This window comes from Hyphomonas sp., from assembly GCF_046313735.1.
Taxonomy (GTDB): Bacteria; Pseudomonadota; Alphaproteobacteria; order Caulobacterales; family Hyphomonadaceae; genus Hyphomonas.
On record NZ_JBKBXW010000017.1, the window covers coordinates 1 to 15,764 of the forward strand.

The 15,764-nt window shown below is 64.8% G+C and carries 16 protein-coding genes and 1 tRNA gene; 9 read left to right on the forward strand and 8 right to left on the reverse strand.

What is annotated here, in order from left to right; genetic code table 11:
• Positions 1–33: 33 nt before the first annotated feature.
• The 3 genes from ACK4SV_RS09600 to ACK4SV_RS09610 all read right to left on the reverse strand — a co-directional run bounded on the left by ACK4SV_RS09600 (position 34) and on the right by ACK4SV_RS09610 (position 2,307).
• Positions 34–123 (reverse strand) — tRNA-Ser (locus tag ACK4SV_RS09600).
• Between the two features lie 98 nt (positions 124–221).
• Positions 222–887 carry a hypothetical protein gene (locus ACK4SV_RS09605; RefSeq protein ID WP_409917608.1) on the reverse strand — a complete coding sequence of 222 codons (666 nt, stop codon included), beginning with the start codon at positions 885–887 and terminating at the stop codon, positions 222–224.
• Positions 880–2,307: a hypothetical protein gene (locus ACK4SV_RS09610; RefSeq protein ID WP_409917609.1), complete on the reverse strand. Its 1,428-nt coding sequence runs from the start codon at positions 2,305–2,307 to the stop codon at positions 880–882. Before ACK4SV_RS09610 ends, ACK4SV_RS09605 begins: the two co-directional genes overlap by 8 nt.
• A 161-nt stretch (positions 2,308–2,468) precedes the next feature.
• On the opposite strand from ACK4SV_RS09610, the gene ACK4SV_RS09615 reads away from it, so the two are divergent.
• Both ACK4SV_RS09615 and ACK4SV_RS09620 read left to right on the forward strand, forming a co-directional pair.
• Positions 2,469–3,410, forward strand: coding sequence for an isopenicillin N synthase family dioxygenase (locus tag ACK4SV_RS09615; RefSeq protein ID WP_409917610.1), 942 nt, complete (start codon positions 2,469–2,471; stop codon positions 3,408–3,410).
• A gap of 146 nt (positions 3,411–3,556) precedes the next feature.
• Complete coding sequence (locus ACK4SV_RS09620) at positions 3,557–4,666, forward strand: DegT/DnrJ/EryC1/StrS family aminotransferase (protein WP_409917611.1); 1,110 nt, start codon at positions 3,557–3,559, stop codon at positions 4,664–4,666.
• 21 nt (positions 4,667–4,687) lie between these two features.
• Here the strand turns inward: ACK4SV_RS09620 and ACK4SV_RS09625 are convergent, their stop codons facing one another.
• Together ACK4SV_RS09625 and ACK4SV_RS09630 are read right to left on the reverse strand one after the other, a co-directional pair.
• Positions 4,688–6,292, reverse strand: coding sequence for a GMC oxidoreductase (locus ACK4SV_RS09625; RefSeq protein ID WP_409917612.1), 1,605 nt, complete (start codon positions 6,290–6,292; stop codon positions 4,688–4,690).
• A 271-nt stretch (positions 6,293–6,563) separates the two neighbouring features.
• Positions 6,564–6,770, reverse strand: a complete 207-nt coding sequence (locus ACK4SV_RS09630) for a hypothetical protein (RefSeq protein WP_409917613.1) — start codon at positions 6,768–6,770, stop codon at positions 6,564–6,566.
• Between the two features lie 156 nt (positions 6,771–6,926).
• On the opposite strand from ACK4SV_RS09630, the gene ACK4SV_RS09635 reads away from it, so the two are divergent.
• The 7 genes from ACK4SV_RS09635 to ACK4SV_RS09665 all read left to right on the forward strand — a co-directional run bounded on the left by ACK4SV_RS09635 (position 6,927) and on the right by ACK4SV_RS09665 (position 14,250).
• Positions 6,927–8,843: a methylmalonyl-CoA mutase family protein gene (locus ACK4SV_RS09635; protein WP_409917614.1), complete on the forward strand. Its 1,917-nt coding sequence runs from the start codon at positions 6,927–6,929 to the stop codon at positions 8,841–8,843.
• Positions 8,844–8,944: 101 nt separating this feature from the next.
• Positions 8,945–9,472 (forward strand): REP-associated tyrosine transposase, encoded by a 528-nt coding sequence (locus ACK4SV_RS09640; protein ID WP_409917615.1) that lies wholly within the window; start codon positions 8,945–8,947, stop codon positions 9,470–9,472.
• Positions 9,469–11,631, forward strand: coding sequence for a methylmalonyl-CoA mutase (gene scpA, locus ACK4SV_RS09645; protein WP_409917616.1), 2,163 nt, complete (start codon positions 9,469–9,471; stop codon positions 11,629–11,631). Before ACK4SV_RS09640 ends, scpA begins: the two co-directional genes overlap by 4 nt.
• 18 nt (positions 11,632–11,649) lie before the next feature.
• On the forward strand, positions 11,650–11,970 hold the full coding sequence (locus ACK4SV_RS09650; protein WP_409917617.1) for a YbjQ family protein: 321 nt from the start codon (positions 11,650–11,652) through the stop codon (positions 11,968–11,970).
• On the forward strand, positions 11,967–12,377 hold the full coding sequence (locus ACK4SV_RS09655) for a metallopeptidase family protein (protein ID WP_409917618.1): 411 nt from the start codon (positions 11,967–11,969) through the stop codon (positions 12,375–12,377). The genes ACK4SV_RS09650 and ACK4SV_RS09655 overlap by 4 nt, the downstream gene beginning before the upstream one ends.
• A gap of 26 nt (positions 12,378–12,403) precedes the next feature.
• Entirely contained in the window at positions 12,404–13,861 is a 1,458-nt protein-coding gene (locus tag ACK4SV_RS09660) for an amidase (RefSeq protein WP_409917619.1), read from the forward strand.
• 2 nt (positions 13,862–13,863) lie between these two features.
• Positions 13,864–14,250: a GFA family protein gene (locus tag ACK4SV_RS09665; protein WP_409917620.1), complete on the forward strand. Its 387-nt coding sequence runs from the start codon at positions 13,864–13,866 to the stop codon at positions 14,248–14,250.
• Positions 14,251–14,253: 3 nt separating this feature from the next.
• On the opposite strand, the gene ACK4SV_RS09670 is transcribed toward ACK4SV_RS09665, so the two are convergent.
• The 3 genes from ACK4SV_RS09670 to ACK4SV_RS09680 are packed head-to-tail and all read right to left on the reverse strand — an operon-like array spanning position 14,254 to position 15,763.
• Complete coding sequence (locus ACK4SV_RS09670; protein ID WP_409917621.1) at positions 14,254–14,772, reverse strand: periplasmic heavy metal sensor; 519 nt, start codon at positions 14,770–14,772, stop codon at positions 14,254–14,256.
• On the reverse strand, positions 14,769–15,218 hold the full coding sequence (locus ACK4SV_RS09675; RefSeq protein WP_409917622.1) for a hypothetical protein: 450 nt from the start codon (positions 15,216–15,218) through the stop codon (positions 14,769–14,771). The genes ACK4SV_RS09670 and ACK4SV_RS09675 overlap by 4 nt, the downstream gene beginning before the upstream one ends.
• On the reverse strand, positions 15,215–15,763 hold the full coding sequence (locus ACK4SV_RS09680; RefSeq protein WP_409917623.1) for an RNA polymerase sigma factor: 549 nt from the start codon (positions 15,761–15,763) through the stop codon (positions 15,215–15,217). The genes ACK4SV_RS09675 and ACK4SV_RS09680 overlap by 4 nt, the downstream gene beginning before the upstream one ends.
• Position 15,764 lies beyond the last annotated feature (1 nt).

A 15,764-nucleotide genomic window follows, 5' to 3' on the forward strand; every position in this document is an offset into this window, starting at 1 on the left:
GCCGGATCGGGAGAACGCTTTAGCGAGGGCAAGTGGCGGAGAGGAAGGGATTCGAACCCTCGATGGAGTTGCCCCCATACGCCCTTAGCAGGGGCGCGCCTTCAGCCACTCGGCCACCTCTCCGGCGACCGAACCCCTACAGATCGGCGCCGCCCGGGGCAAGCCCGATTTGCCGCTGATCCGCCGGTCGGGCTGAGCAGTCGCTATGCGGGCAGGCCTCACTAGCGCCGCATGGCCGACCGGTTAAGCACTGTCCCCAGGACCTGCCCGCCGGCTGCCTGATAGGCCGAGGCCAGCGCCGCAACCTCGGCGGCCGGGGTAGCATCCGCCCCCACGACCAGCACGGCCCCGTCCGCAACGGCTGCGAGCCTCAAGGCGAGGGAGGCATCCGAAAAGGCCGGACAATCAATCACAACGCACCCCGCAATCCTGCGAACCGCCTGCCACCAGTCCGGCGCATCGGTAAAGTGAACGGACTGGCCGGGCGCCAGCCGCTCCGTCCGGAAGCGGGTGACGAACAGGCGGGTCTCTCCGATCTGATGCAAGGTCAGCAGCTTACCTGAACCGGGCGTCTCTGCCCCGCCCGCCAGGCGGTAAATCTGCGGCGTGCCCAGCGACGCATCCAGTGGCCGGCCCGGGCGCCCGATGCCAGAGAGCCGTCCCTCTGCGAAAGCATTGTAGACAGCGTTGCCGGTAAAATCCGCATCGATCAGCCAGACGGGCCGCGCTGAGGATTCGCACGCAAGCAGCGCGGCAGAAGCTGCGACGCTGCTGGTGCCTTCCCCCCGGCGCGCCGCCATGAACTGGATGATCGGCGCCCCGGCGCCACGGGGCTGGAAAACACCGGCAGCGATCAGGCTGGTCAGATGCGGGCGAAGGTCATGCATCCGGACGGGTCCGAACTGGCCGGGCCGGCGCGCTGGCGAGCACGGGCAAGCCGAGGGTGCGCTCGAGCGCGGAGGGCGTGGCAAAGCCCCGCCGCGACCGGGCATAGCCCCATCCAGCTGCGAGCGCAGCGAACAGCGCGGCGAGGACCGATCCCAGAGCCACCGCAATCCGCAGGGTTTCCCCCTTTCTCATGACGGCAACAGGCTCCAGCCGGCTAAGCGGCGCGCCGCTGGCCGCCTCAAGCTGCGCCCTGACGCGCAGGTCCGCATCACGATCGGCGAGCGCTGCCAGGGCGCGGGCGGCAACATCCCTCTGTCGGACAAGGGCCGCAAGCTCTTGCGGCACGGCCTCGTTTCCATTCCGGCGCGCTTCGATCACCGCGAGTTGCTCTGCGAGCTCCGTCTGCTGGCGCACGAGGGCGGCGGCTTCAGCCTCAAGGCGCAGGATCGCGCCCTGCAGTTCCTGATACAGGGGATTTGCGCCCCGCCGGCGCAGCCCTTCCGGCCAGCTGCTGCTCTCGCGCGCGGCTTCGGCCCGCTCGATCTGACGGTCGAGATCGATAAGCGCAGGGTGGTCTGGGGAAACCCGCGCGCGCCAGCGCTCCCGCTCCAGATGCAGTTCCTGCAGGCGCTGACCGGCGGCATCCTCAATGAACAGGTCCTGTTCCGGCGCTATGCTCCGGATTTGCCGCTGATGCACGGACAACTGGCCCTGAACCTCGGTGAGGCGCGCACTGTTCCTAAGGATTGCGGCCCTGACTTCCGCCGAAAGGTGCCTCAGTGTCTCATCATCCTCGGGCAGGGCCGCATCCGTCTGCCCGCGAAAATCTCTAAGGGCCGCCTCAGCTTCGGCAAGCTCCCCCTCGAGGCGCGCATAGGAAGCGCCGAGACCCGCAGGCAGAGGCGGCTGGACGAGACCTGGGCGAAGGGCGCCGTAGGCGTCGAACAAGGCCTTAAGAAAGGCGGCGGCGACTTCCGGGTCGGTATGGATGAACGAGATGCGCAAGATGCCGCTGGCTTGCGCTTGCGGCAGCTTGAGCGCGCGCTGCGCAGCGCGAACCATGTGGGGCTCGCAGTCCGGATCGCCGCAGCCTTGCGCCAGCGCGGGGTAGAGCCGCAAGGGTCCGACCTCGGAAACGGCTCTGGCCACCACCGGCGCGCTGCGCAGCAGGTCCAGTTCGGATTGAACGGTCAGACTTCGCCCGGCCGCGTCAACAGGCGCTGCAACAAGATGCACCTGCGCTTCATGGCGCACTGGCAGGGCCATGGCGGCCAGTATCCCGCAGGCAAACAGCGGCAGAAACACGACCGCCATCAGCCATTTGGCGCGCCACAGGTACAGCGCGACATCCGCCGGGCCGAGGCGCACACGCCGCGGCACCGCGCGCACACTCGGCTGGCCGGCGGCGATGGGGGTCATTTCGGGAGAGGCTCCCTCCTGGATGTCAACCTCACAATCCTCGCATGGCGGCTTTGATATTTCCTTAAGCATCAGGGCCGTGAACACTGCATCCGCCGGCCCCTGCCCCGTGTCAGCACGTCCTCTATCGCGCGCCGGATGTCTCTGGCAAAAAGCTCTGTATGACCCAGTATTTCGACCCCATCCCCTACCCCCTCTGGCATCAGGACAAGGCCGCATTTGCCGCTGCAATCGGCCGTTCGTTCCGTGAAACCGGATTTGCGGTGATCACCGGCCATCCTGTCCCGCAGACCGTGATCGATGAGAACCTTGCGGCAACCAAAGCGTTTTTCGCGCTGCCCGCTTCCGTAAAGGAAACCTATCACGATGCCCCCGGCGGCCGGCAGCGCGGCTACACGCCGTTTGCGACCGAGAATGCCAAAGGCAAAGCTCAGGCAGACCTGAAAGAGTTCTGGCATACAGGCCGGACGCTGCCGCCGGACTCGCGCTACCGGGAGACGATGAAGGACACGCCTTCTGTTGCAGAAGTTGCAGATTTCGACCGAGCCACAAGGGCGCTCTATGAAGCGCTGGACCTGTTCGGCCGGGACCTGCTGCGGAGCGTGGCCCTTCACCTCAAGCTCGAGGAAAACTGGTTTGAAGACAAGGTGCAGTTCGGCAATTCGATCCTGCGCCTGCTTCACTATCCGCCTCAGATGGACCCGCCAGCGGAAGGGTCCGTCCGCGCCGGCGCGCATGAAGACATCAATGTGATCACCCTGCTGCTCGGCGCCGAGGAGGCCGGCCTCGAAGTGCTGCACCGGTCCGGAACCTGGCTGGCCGTCAATCCGCCGCCGGGCGCGCTGGTGATCAATTGCGGGGATATGCTGCAGCGCTATACCGGCGGTGTGCTGCCCTCCACCACGCACCGCGTTGTCAATCCGGCACCGGAGCGTGCGCGATTTCCTCGCTATTCGACGCCCTTCTTCCTTCATTTCAATCAGGATTTCGAGATTGAGGCCCTGCCCGGATGTCTCGCTGAAGGCGGAATGGCCGAGCCGAAAATCTCAGCTCAAGACTTCCTGATGGAACGGCTTCGGGAAATCGGGCTCGTGAAAGCCTGAGCGCCGCCGCGAGGCCCCTTTTCCGCAAGGCCTCGCAAACTGGCGCGGGACTGGCATATATGATCCTCTGAACAAGCTGGCAGCCGCCTGCCAGACACGATTTGAAACAGGGGTTTAGCGTGCCTTCAGTCGGTATCAGGGAATGGATGGCTGTCGGCCAGGCCATCGCGGACGGGCAGATGATCCGTTACGGCACAGGCGCGAACTTCACCGCCCGGTTCGAAGAAGAGCTCTGTGACTATATCGGCGCCGGCCACGCCCTGACGGTTAACTCCGGCACGAATGCCCTCGTCGCGGCGCTGGCCGCAGCCGGGATCGGTCCCGGCGATGAAGTCCTCGTCCCGGCCTACACCTGGATGTCCACCGCTGTTGCCCCGGTGCAGGTCGGCGCGGTTCCGATCCTCGTGGACATCGACGAAACGCTGACGATCGACCCGGAAGACATCCGCCGCAAGATCACGCCGTACACGCGCGCAATCATCCCGGTCCACATGGTCAATGCGCCCTGCGACATGGATGCGATCCTGTCGATCGCGAAGGAGCACGGGCTGATCGTGATCGAGGATGCCTGCCAGGCCGTGGGCGTGCGCTACAAGGACAAGTATTGCGGCGCGATCGGCGATCTTGGCGCGTTCAGCTTCAACAAGTTCAAGAATGTGAACATCGGAGAGGGCGGCGCCGTCATCACCAATGACGAACGCTACTATATCCGCGCGCGCAGCTATCATGATCTCGGCTCCATGATCCGCGGTCATGGCGACCGGATGAATGAGCCGGAATTCATCGGCATGAACATGAAAGTCACTGAAATCCAGGGCGCGATGCTCCGGGTACAGCTGCGCAAGCTGAAGCCGGTGATGCGCCAGATGCAGAAGCGCCGGGCTGAGCTCGCCGGGATCCTCGACACCGCGAAAGACTTCCGGGTGACACCGCACAATGACCTGGCGCATGCCGTCAGCCTGTCGGTCCTCGCGCCCACAAAGGAAAAAGCCATCGCACTCACGGGGCAGCGCGGCGTGTTCAACCGGCTCCGCGACAGCTCGAAACATGTCTACACGAACTGGGAACCGCTGATGGCGAAGCGGACCTTCCATCCGAAAATGAACCCGTGGTCCTGGGCCAAGCGAGAGATCACCTACACGCCGGACATGTGCGCCCGCACACTCGATATCCTTGACCGGACGTGCATCATCAATCTGGGCCTGAAGTATCCGGCGCCGCTGATGCAGATGGTTGCGAGGAAACTCGCCGCCTGAAGGCAGTCCTGATCCGGTTTGTCAGGCGGCAATATCCGAAAGGTTTGTCCGCCGAGCAGCCGCATGGGCTGCAGCCCGCGCCGTCAGCGCCATGATCGTCAGGGTCGGGTTGTGAACGTGCTGGCGCGGGAACGCCGCTGCGTCCGTCACATACAGGCCTTTCATATCCCAGCATTGGTTATCGGGGTCGAGAACGGACGTCTCCGGGTCGGTGCCCATGCGGGCCGTGCCGCATTCATGAATGCTCGTGCCGCCGGGTGAAAGCGCCGTGTTGATCGACACGCCGGTGAGGCCCAGCCCATCCGCGATCTGGCGGATCGTCTCGGCCTGGCGCTGTGCAAGGTCATGCTGAGCGATCGAATGGCGGAACCGGATGACCGCCTGGGGTACGCCATACCGGTCCTTCCGGCCGCGATCGATCGTCACGCGGTTTGAGTCATCCGGGAGCATTTCGGCGAAGGAGACAATGTCCACCCGCGCGCCGCCATCGGCCCGTGGGTGGAGATGGATCTGGAAGCCCATGCGGGTATCGATCGACGGATGCGGCGGCAGGAAGATGCACCGGCCGGGCTCTTCGGGCCCGGCACTCCGGCCCATCGGGCTGGGCACATATCCGGTGCCGCTCATTACGGCGTGGTCCATCAGGTAGGCGCCAAGGGCCGGAGAGCCCGTCCCGGTCGTGCTGCCCCCGTGTTTCGGGCGCGAGGCCAGCAGGATCCTTGTGCTCTCAATTGCCGATGCACACAGGAACACGATGGGCGCAATGGCCGTGCAGATATTGCCGGTCGCGGCATCAAACCATTCGACGCCCGCCACCCCGCCGCGCGGTGTCCGCAGCACCCGGCGCACCACAGCGCCTGCCTGGCAGGTCAGCCGCCCGGTCGAGCCGGCAAGGCCGAGCCAGTCATAGGGCGCCGCGTAATTGCCGATGGCAGGCTCCGCCTCCGGCCAGCGCGCCCTGAGCAGATCAATGATCTCGGCTTCCGCCTCAGCCGGCTGGAGATGTTCCGCCAGCTCGGACCGGTCGGCCCGCTGCCCGCCCGTGACGCCGCCTTTCAGCTTCAGCCTGGCTTCCACGCGCGCATACCACGGATCAAGATCATTGAGGCTAACGGGCCATTGGACCTCACCAGATGACTGCCCCCCCTGCGCCATGCCGGAGAGCCGGTAATACTGCCGGCCATGGCCGGGAACCATCATCCGCCCGCCCGGCTGGCGGGAGCGGAACCAGTAAAATTCGGTGCCTTCTTCAGCGGTATAGCTGCAATCCCGGTCATCCACGAATGCGCCGGGCGCCATCGCCCAGGCAAAACAGCGGGACTGCACAGGCTGGCGCGCGCGTCCGAGCAGCCGGAAGCCCTTCTCGCCGGCCCGTGCCAGCAGAGGCGGCAGGCGGCGTTCAGCGCCCACTGCATCCAGCACCCGGGCGAGGCCCGACAGGCCCGTTGTGACAGGATTGAGGCGGCGCTGCGCGGGAAAGCCAGCTTCCAGCACAAGCACATTGAGGCCAGCCTGGCAGAGATCTGCAGCAGCCACGCCGCCGGCAGCGCCGGAGCCAACAACGATTGCATCGAACCGGGCCCCGGATTCAACCGAAGGGCCCGACCAAAGGGTCGAATCCGGCATGTTTTCCTGTTCCCTCCCGGCACGCAACATCCGTGCGCTTGCAAGAATCGGTTACAGAAAACAGGTTTAAGAACAACTGGAAAGTGAGCCGCAAATTCCAAAGAAGTATGCTGTATTCGCCCGAAGAATACTTCCCCTGCTCAAAAACAACGCTCAGCAGTTGAATTTCCCTGCTGCACTTGGAAAGCCCGGGCCGGAAGGGGAACTGCCCGTGTGCCAGACCCTGTTTCGCAGCGACGAAAGCCGGGCCGGCTGGCTCTGCACGCGCCTATCAGTGGGAGGCCGGATCGGCGCCGGACAGGAGGCCCCGCCAGGCCGCCTGCCGGTGCAGCAGGGAAATCGTGTCGCCCGGATCGCCTTCAGCGATCAGGCGGTCGAGCCAGAGATCCTTCAGAAGCCCTTGCGGTTCTGAGACTTGCCCCTCGTCAGCCGGAGGGGAAACGGCGAGGGGTTGGGCAGCAGACCTTGATGCAGGCACCGTCGGATCTCCAGTTGCGACTAATTCTCACTCGCATAAATTCGGTCCGCGGGTCAAGTCTTCTGCCCATGACAATTCAGCCATGCACTAATGGCCGCACTTCTGCCGCTGAGGAAGCAGTTCACAAATCCGGGCGGATCGCCGTAAAACCAGAACATGGCCGATGATATTCTTTCCCTGAGTTCCGGATTTCCCGAGGCGACCGAAGCAGCCTGGCTGCGCGAGGTCGAAAAAGCCCTGAAGGGCAAGGGTGCCGATACGCTCACCCGCAGGACCGCCGATGGCGTCGGCATCCGCGCGCTGTACCGCGAGACGGATTTTGCCGCGGCAGCCGACCCGCTGGGCGTGCCCGGCGAGGCGCCCTTCCTGCGCGGCGCAACTGCAGCGCCGGATAAGTGGCTGCCTTGGGATATCCGCCAGGCATTCACGCATCCCTCGGCCGCACAGACCAATGCCGAGATCCTGCGCGACCTTGAACGCGGCGTGGCGTCCGTTGAACTGGCGCTGGATTGCACCGGCCAGTCCGGCGTACAGATCACGGCGCTTGAAGATTTCCGCACGGCGCTGGCCGGCGTCCGGGCTGATATCGCCGGGATCGCGCTCAGCCATGAAAATGCCTCCGGCGTGACTGCCTCCGCCCTGCTCGGCCTCTGGGCCACAGAGCAGGACAATCCCGGCGCCCTGAAAATCGATTTCAACATGGACCCTCTGGGGGCGCTCGTCCGCATGGGCCGCCTGTCCGGCGGGCTGAACGCAGCCTTCGAACGCCTTGCAGCGGCGGTGAATGCATTGGGAGAAGCCTTTCCCGCCGCCGGCCTGATCCGCATTGATGCTTCGGCAGTGCATGAGGCGGGCGGTTCGGAGGCGCAGGAACTCGGCGCGCTGATGGCCTCGGCGATGGACACGTTCCGCCAGTTGAACGGAAAGACCAGCCTTGAAACGCTCACCGGCCGGATGAGTTTCGCGCTTGCGCTGGACGCAAATTACGGCGTGGGCATCGCCAAGCTGCGCGCAGCGCGGCGGCTCTGGGCGCGCTGCCTCGAGATCCTGGATATTGCCCCTGCCCCGATGCGCCTGCAGGCCATCACGTCGGCGCGTATGCTGACGAAATATGATCCGTGGACGAATATGCTGCGGAATACAGCAGCGGCCTTTGCTGGCGCCGTTGGCGGCGCCGACATCCTCACCGTCCGGGCCTTCAACGAAGCGCTCGGTCTGCCCGAAGAACTCGGCCGGCGCATTGCCCGCAACACGCAGATCATCGCGATGGAAGAAAGCCAGCTAGGCCGCGTGGCAGATCCCACAGGCGGGGCGTGGTTCACAGAAACTCTGGCGGACGACCTTGCCAAGGCCGCCTGGGCGGAATTCCAGACAATCGAGAGCGAGGGCGGATACGCCGCCTCGCTCCTCTCCGGCACATTCCAGAAGCGCGTTGCCGCCGTGCGCGAGGCGCGCGCCAAGGATATTGCCCGCCGCAAGATTCCGCTGACCGGCGTTTCGGAATACCCGCTGCTGGACGAGATTGCCGCGCCGGTTGCCGAGATCGATCCACCCGCCCCGCGCAGCGGTGTGTCGGATGCCGGCCTCAGGCATTTCGTAAAAACCGCCCTGCCCTCGGGCGCCGACGCGGCGGCAGAACCGCTCACCCCTATTCGCCTCGCAGCCGAGTTTGAAGCGCTACGCGACGCCGCCGCCCGCGCGCCGAAGCCGCCAGCGGCCTTCATCGCTACGCTGGGCGCGCTCGCCGAATTTACACCGCGGGCTGACTTTGCGCGCAACCTGCTCGCCGCCGGCGGCATTGCCGCGAAGGAGGCGCCCGTGCCGCCAAGGGATGCCGCAGAACTGGCGGCCGCCTTCAAGGCATCCGGCTGCCGCCTTGCCGTCATCTGCGGCACGGACAAGGCCTATGAAGCAGGCGCCGCCGATGCCGCCGAAGCCCTGAAAAAGGCCGGGGCACAGGCCGTCTGGCTTGCCGGGAAAGCTGAAACGCCCGGCGTCGACACGAACATTTTTGCAGGCTGCGACGTGCTGCACGCATTGCGCCTTGCCCACGCTGAACTGGGGGTGGGGTGAGATGGTACACCTCGCTGCGCTCGCTACACCCTACGCATTGCGCGCCATTGTAGGGTGCAGCGAGCGCAGCGAGGTGCACCACAAGACCACGGGAGGCATCTATGCCTGAATACCGGCGCCTCTATTCCGATGGCGGAACATACTTCTTTACGGTCAACCTCGAAGATCGCAAAAGCGACTTGCTTGTCAGCGAGATTTCGAAGCTGCGGGCGGCCTATTCCTATGTTCAGAGCCGCCATCCTTTCCGGACCGATGCCATCTGTATACTGCCGGACCATATCCACTGCGTATGGACACTGCCCGAAGGCGACAGCGACTTCTCGAAGCGCTGGATGCTTCTGAAGTCATTTTTTTCCAGAGCCATCACTGGACGGGTGGCAACATCCGGATCGCGCGCCCGGCGAGGTGAGAAAACCATCTGGCAACGAAGATTCTGGGAGCACCTTATCCGAAACAACGAGGATTTCGAGGCGCACATCGGCTACACTTACGAGAACCCCGTGAAGCATGGATATACGAGCCGTGCAGAAGACTGGCCGCACTCGAGCCTTCACCGGGATTTGGTGCACTTCGCTTCGCTCACTGCACCCTACAAAGACATGTTTACGCCGCCGGGAGAACGCCTGTGACCAAATTCCCCGATTTTACGAAGCACGAACTCGGCGCCCCGAAGGCCCGGGTTGTTGCGCCGAAGCTCGGTGACCCCTGGCTCACGCCCGAAGGCATTGAGGTAAAAACGGCCTTCACCGCGGCGGACCGCGCTGGTCTCGACTTCCTCGACGACTATCCTGGCCTCACGCCGTTCGGCCGGGGCCCTTACCCGACGATGTATACCAACCAGCCCTGGACGATCCGTCAGTATGCGGGCTTTTCGACGGCTGAGGATTCCAACGCCTTCTATCGCCGCAACCTCGCCGCCGGGCAGAAGGGTCTCTCGGTCGCCTTCGATCTGGCAACGCACCGGGGCTATGATTCTGATCATCCCCGCGTATTCGGCGATGTCGGCATGGCGGGAGTCGCCATCGACTCCATTCTCGACATGCGCACGCTGTTCTCCGGCATTCCGCTCGACCAGATGTCGGTGTCGATGACGATGAACGGCGCTGTGCTGCCGATCCTCGCGCTCTACATCGCGGCCGCCGAGGAACAGGGCGTTACGCCGGACAAGCTGGCCGGCACGATCCAGAACGACATCCTCAAGGAGTTCATGGTACGGAACACCTACATCTATCCGCCCAAGCCTTCGATGCGGATCATCTCGGATATTTTCGCCTACACGTCCGAGAACATGCCGAAATACAATTCTATCTCGATCTCCGGCTATCATATGCAGGAAGCTGGCGCGACGGCGGACCTTGAACTCGCCTACACCCTCGCCGACGGCATCGAATATATCCGCGCAGGTGTCGCCGCTGGCCTCGATGTCGACAAGTTTGCGCCGCGCCTGTCCTTCTTCTGGGCGATCGGCATGAACACCTTCATGGAAGTCGCCAAGATGCGGGCCGCGCGCCTACTCTGGGCGAAGCTCGTAAAGGAAAAATTCGATCCGAAGTCTGACAAATCCCTCAGCCTGCGGACCCATTCACAAACCTCCGGCTGGAGCCTGACCGCCCAGGACGTCTACAATAACGTCATCCGCACCTGCCTCGAAGCCATCGCGGCGGCAGGCGGGCAAACTCAATCCCTGCACACCAACAGCTTTGATGAAGCCCTCGCCCTGCCGACGGACTTTTCCGCCCGCATCGCGCGCAACACGCAGATCCTGTTGCAACAGGAAGCCGGCGCCTGCCAGTCCATCGACCTTTTCGGCGGCAGCTATTATGTCGAGCGCCTGACGCATGACCTTGCCGCCAAGGCGCTGAAACATATCGAGGAAGTCGAAGCGATGGGTGGAATGGCGAAAGCCATCGAGGAAGGCCTGCCGAAGCTGCGCATCGAGGAAGCCGCCGCCAACACGCAGGCCCGCATCGACAGCGGTGCGCAGACTGTGGTCGGCGTCAACAAATTCCTGCTGGACGAAGAAGAAGAAGTCCCTGTGCTGAAGGTCGACAATGCCGCCGTGCGCCGGATGCAGCTGGAGAAACTTGCCCGCCTGAAAGCCGAACGGAATGAGGCCGAAGTCGCCGCCAAGCTCGACGCCATCGCCGAAGCCGCCGCCGGCACGAAGGGCAACCTGCTCGCCCTCGCCGTTGATGCGGCGCGCGCCAAGGCCACCGTGGGCGAAATCTCCGAAGCGGTCGAGCGCAGCCAGGGGCGCCACCAGGCGGTCATCCGCTCGATCCAGGGCGTCTATGGCAGCGGCGTGAAAGGTACGAACAAAGCGAGCGAGGCCGAGGCACTCGCCGCCGCCTACACGGCGAAACATGGCCGCAAGCCGAAGATCTACATCGCCAAGATGGGCCAGGACGGGCATGACCGTGGCCAGAAAGTCGTCGCTTCCGCGCTGATGGACCTTGGCTGGGAGGTCGAGATCGGCCCGCTGTTCCAGACGCCGGAAGAAGCCGCGCGCGATGCCCGCAAGGCGGGCGTGGATATTGTCGCGGCCTCCTCGCTGGCGGCGGGGCATCTGACGCTGGTGCCGGAGCTGAAACGCGCGCTCGGCAATGAAGGCGCGGTGAACACGCAGATCATCGTGGGCGGCGTGATCCCGCCGCAGGATTTCGATGCCCTGCGCACCGCCGGCGCGGCGGCGATCTTCCCGCCGGGCACGGTCATCGCCGACAGCGCGATCCGGATGCTGGAGCTCCTCCTCGGCAAGGACGATCCGGCATTGACGGCGGCGGAGTAGTCTTGGACAACAGAGGTCATGATCCTCTCGACCACTCCCACGCTTCAGGGCCGCGATATTCGCGAATACAAGGGCATCGTCTGCGGCGAGGTCGTCGTTGGCGCGCATATCGGCAAGGATATTCTCGCCGGTTTCACCAATCTCGTCGGCGGACGCTCTGAAGCCTATGAAAGCACGTTGCGCGAGACGCGCGACAGCGCCCTGCAGGAGATGACTACGCAGGCCCGCAAGCTTGGCGCCGACGCGGTCGTGGCCGTCAAGTTCGACTACAGCGTCATCGGCCAGGGCGGCTCGATGATGCTCGTCGCCGTCTCCGGCACCGCCGTCACGCTGGCATGAGCGCCCTCGGGATCGTCGCGCCGGACGGGGAGGCGCTCTATGCGTGCGCGGAGAAATGCTTCGCGCTGCTGCCGGATTTCATGCGCAAGGCGGCCGGCGACGTCCACATCATCGTCATGGAATATGCCGAGGATGAAATCCTCGACGAGATGGACATTGACGATGCGCTGGACCTGACGGGGCTCTATGCCGGTGTCCCGCTGACGCTGGAGAGCGTGACCAACCCCTCCGCCGAACGCCCGATCATCTTTCTCTACCGTATGCCCATCCTGTTCGAATGGGCGATGCGGGGCGACACAACGTTGGAAGACCTTGTGACTCATGTGTTCATCCATGAACTCGGCCATCACTTCGGCTGGTCGGATGAGGAAATGGATGCCAAACTCGCCGACGATGACGGCGACTGACGCCGCACCAGTCTGGGGAGGCGACTTTGACACTGGCAACAGATTATTCCGCTGAGGACGGGCTCGGCCTTGCGGGGCTTGTCCGCGATGGGAAAGTCTCGGCAGGTGAGCTGCTTGAAGAGGCGCTGCGGCGCGCAAAGGCCGCGCAGGCGCAGATCAACTGTTTCTCTGCGCTCTATCCGGAACTTGCCCGGGCGCAGATTGCGGCGGGGGGCCTGACCGGCCCCTATGCAGGCGTGCCCTTCCCGGTGAAAGACCTTGGGGTGGAAGTGAAAGGCGCGCCGATGACCAATGGCAGCCGCGCCTTCAGGGACAATGTCGCGCAGCGGGATTCGACGCTGGTCGAGCGATTCCGCAAGGCCGGCACCGTGTTCTTCGGCGCCACAACCTCCCCCGAATTCGGCCTGACGCTGACGACCGAGTCGATCCTCTACGGCCAGACGAAGAACCCCTGGGATGTCACGCGGATCACTGGCGGCTCCTCCGGCGGGGCGGCTGCGGCGGTGGCGGCAGGCGTGGTGCCGGTGGCCCATGCGAGCGATGGCGGCGGCTCGATACGCATTCCGGCAGCGTGTTGCGGCGTGGTGGGGCTGAAGCCATCGCGCGGGCGGATGCCGATGGGCCCGGCGCGGACCGAAGGCTGGAACGGGCTCTCAACTGTGGGCGTTGTCAGCCGCACTGTGCGCGACACCGCCGCGATGCTGGACCTGACCCACGGGCCGGAAACAGGAAGCCGCTATGCCGCGCCTGCCGTGACCCGGCCTTATCTTTCCGAGCTTGACCGCGACCCGCGCCCCTTGCGCATCGCGCTCTGGACGACGGCGCCCAACGGCACGAAGCCGGACGCCGATGCCGCCGAAGGCCTCGCCAGGACGGTGAAGCTGCTGGAAAGCCTTGGCCATGTCGTGGTGGAGGCCGGTCCAATGCTGGACGGAGAAGCCCTGGGCCGAGCCGCGCTCTTCACGATCTCTGCCAATATCGCCGCGATGATTGATGAACGCAGTGCTGCGCTGGGCCGCGCAGTGACGGAAGACGAGATCGAGCCAATCACCGCCTCGATGGCCAATCTCGGACGGACGGTGCCGATGGTGGAGCTGGCGCGCGCCAACAATGCCTTCATCACGGCGGCAATCTGCTACGAACAGTTCCTGGATGCCGGCAGCTTCGACCTGACGCTCTCCCCGACCCTTCACCGCGCGCCGGACCCGCTGGGCACGATGGCGCTGACGGCAGAACCGCAGGCGATGGGCGCGGCAGTCGCAGGCTTTGCCCCGCATTGCGCTGTGTTCAACCAGATGGGCAATCCCGCCATCTCCCTGCCGCTGCACTGGACCGGGCCGACGCCGACGGCGCCGTCGGGCCTGCCCATTGGCATGATGTTCGGCGCGCGCTATGGCCGCGAGGACCTGCTGATTTCGCTGGCAGGACAGCTGGAGCGCGCCGCGCCATGGGCCATGAAGAAACCGCCGGTCTGGGTGGGATAGCTATGCGCTGGTATGCTGGTGGCTGCCATTGCGGCGCCGTGCGCTTTGAGGTGCAGCTGCCGGAGGCTTTCGATGTGGAAGATTGCAATTGCACCATGTGTGCGATGAGCGGGAACATCCACGTCATCGTGCCCGCCAGCCGGTTCCGGCTTCTTCAGGGGGCGGATAATCTGTCCGAATACACCTTCAACACTGGCAATGCGAAACATCGGTTCTGCCGGACCTGCGGGATCAAGAGTTTCTATGTCCCGCGTTCTAATCCCGATGGCTTTGCCGTCACCTGGCGGTGCCTTGATGACTGGATGGAGCTGAACGTCACTGTGGTACCTTTCGATGGCCAGAACTGGGAGGCGAATGCCGCCCGGCTGGCGCACAAATCGAAAGCCTGAGGCTCAGTCGGCCGGCTTCTCGCGCGGCGGTGAACGTCCATTCTCTCCGCCCCGGCGGCCCCGGTGACCATCGCGGCGATCGGCCAGGATATGCGCCACCCAGGCGCGCTGGTCGGCATTCAACGCATCGAGCCCATCGATCAGGCCCGCGCCAATGCGCTGGCGAAGGCGTTCATCCGCGGCCCGAAGCGCATCGAAAGCGTCATCGGCAGCCTGCCGGTCGAACGGCTGCGACCCAATAACCTCCGCCAGCCGCCGCTCTGCAGCCCGGCGCGCTTCGAGCTCAGCCTCCGCCGTCTCGAATGCCGCACGCATCAGCATGCGTACTTCGCGCCGGTCTTCGCGGGAGAGTTCCGGTAACTCGGCAGGCCGCTCACCCATCGGGCGATCTTCGCCGGCTTTCGGCGGCGGCGGACCATCAGGGCGCAAGTGTGCGCCGGCTATAAACCCGCCAAGGGCAAGGTTCAGCAGCAGCGAAGCAGCAAGCCCGGCCGGCAGCACCCATCTGGGCATCGCACTCATTCGTCAGCCTCCAGAGCAAAAGCAGACACATCAAAGCCGAGCGCCGAGATCACAAGTTCCTGCACTTCGGTGTCGATTTCGTCTGCGGCGCTCGCGGCCGGCGCCATCGTCAGCCCCATCATGAGGCCCGCAACCGCAGCGGCGAAACCGCTCGCCGGCGCCCAGGGCGTTTTCAGGCCAAGCCATCCGCGTGCCGCTTTCCGGCGAGGCCGCGGCGCAGCAGCGAGGATCGCCTCTGTGAGGGCGGCAGAGGGCACAGCCTCTGGCAGCGCATCGAACGCGGCATCCAGCGCCCGGGCGGCCGCAAGAGCGTTGGCAAAGCGGTCCGGATGTGCGGCAAGAAGCGCCTCTGCCGAAGCCCGTTCCGCTTCCGGCCAGGAGAGCGTATCCGCCCCCCAGCACTCGATCAGCTCGAGCAGCCGTGCTTCCGTGATCTGAGCTGTCATCTCTGGCCTCCTTCGCCGAGAAGCTCTGCCTTCAGGGTCCGCCGGGCGCGGGCCAGAAGGCTTTCAAGGGCTTCCACACTGATGTCCATGATTTCTGCGGCTTCTGCCTGCGAGTGTCCCTGCAACGCGCACAAGGTCAAGGCGGCTGACTGGCGCTCAGGCAGGCGGGCGATCGCCGCCTCGACCGAGCGCACACGCTGCATCTGGTCGAGCGCTTCCATCGGTCCGGCAGAAGCATCCGCCAGATCGGGGAGCGCATCCCCGGGCAGGACTTCGCGGCGCCGCCGCAGCCGGTCATAGCAGAGGTTCAGCGCGACCCGGTGCAGCCAGGTCGAGAATTTCGCACGCGGCTCCCAGCCAGGCAGCGCCTTCCAGGCGCGGATGAATGTTTCCTGGGTCACGTCTTCTGCCTCTGCCAGGTCGCCCAGCATCCGGCTCGCCAGGGTGAGCACGCCGGGGCTGTAGCGATGAACAAGCGCGCGGATCGCAGCGGGCTCCCCCGCTGCGGCGCGCGTGATCTGATCAAGGTCGGATGTAAACGCCACG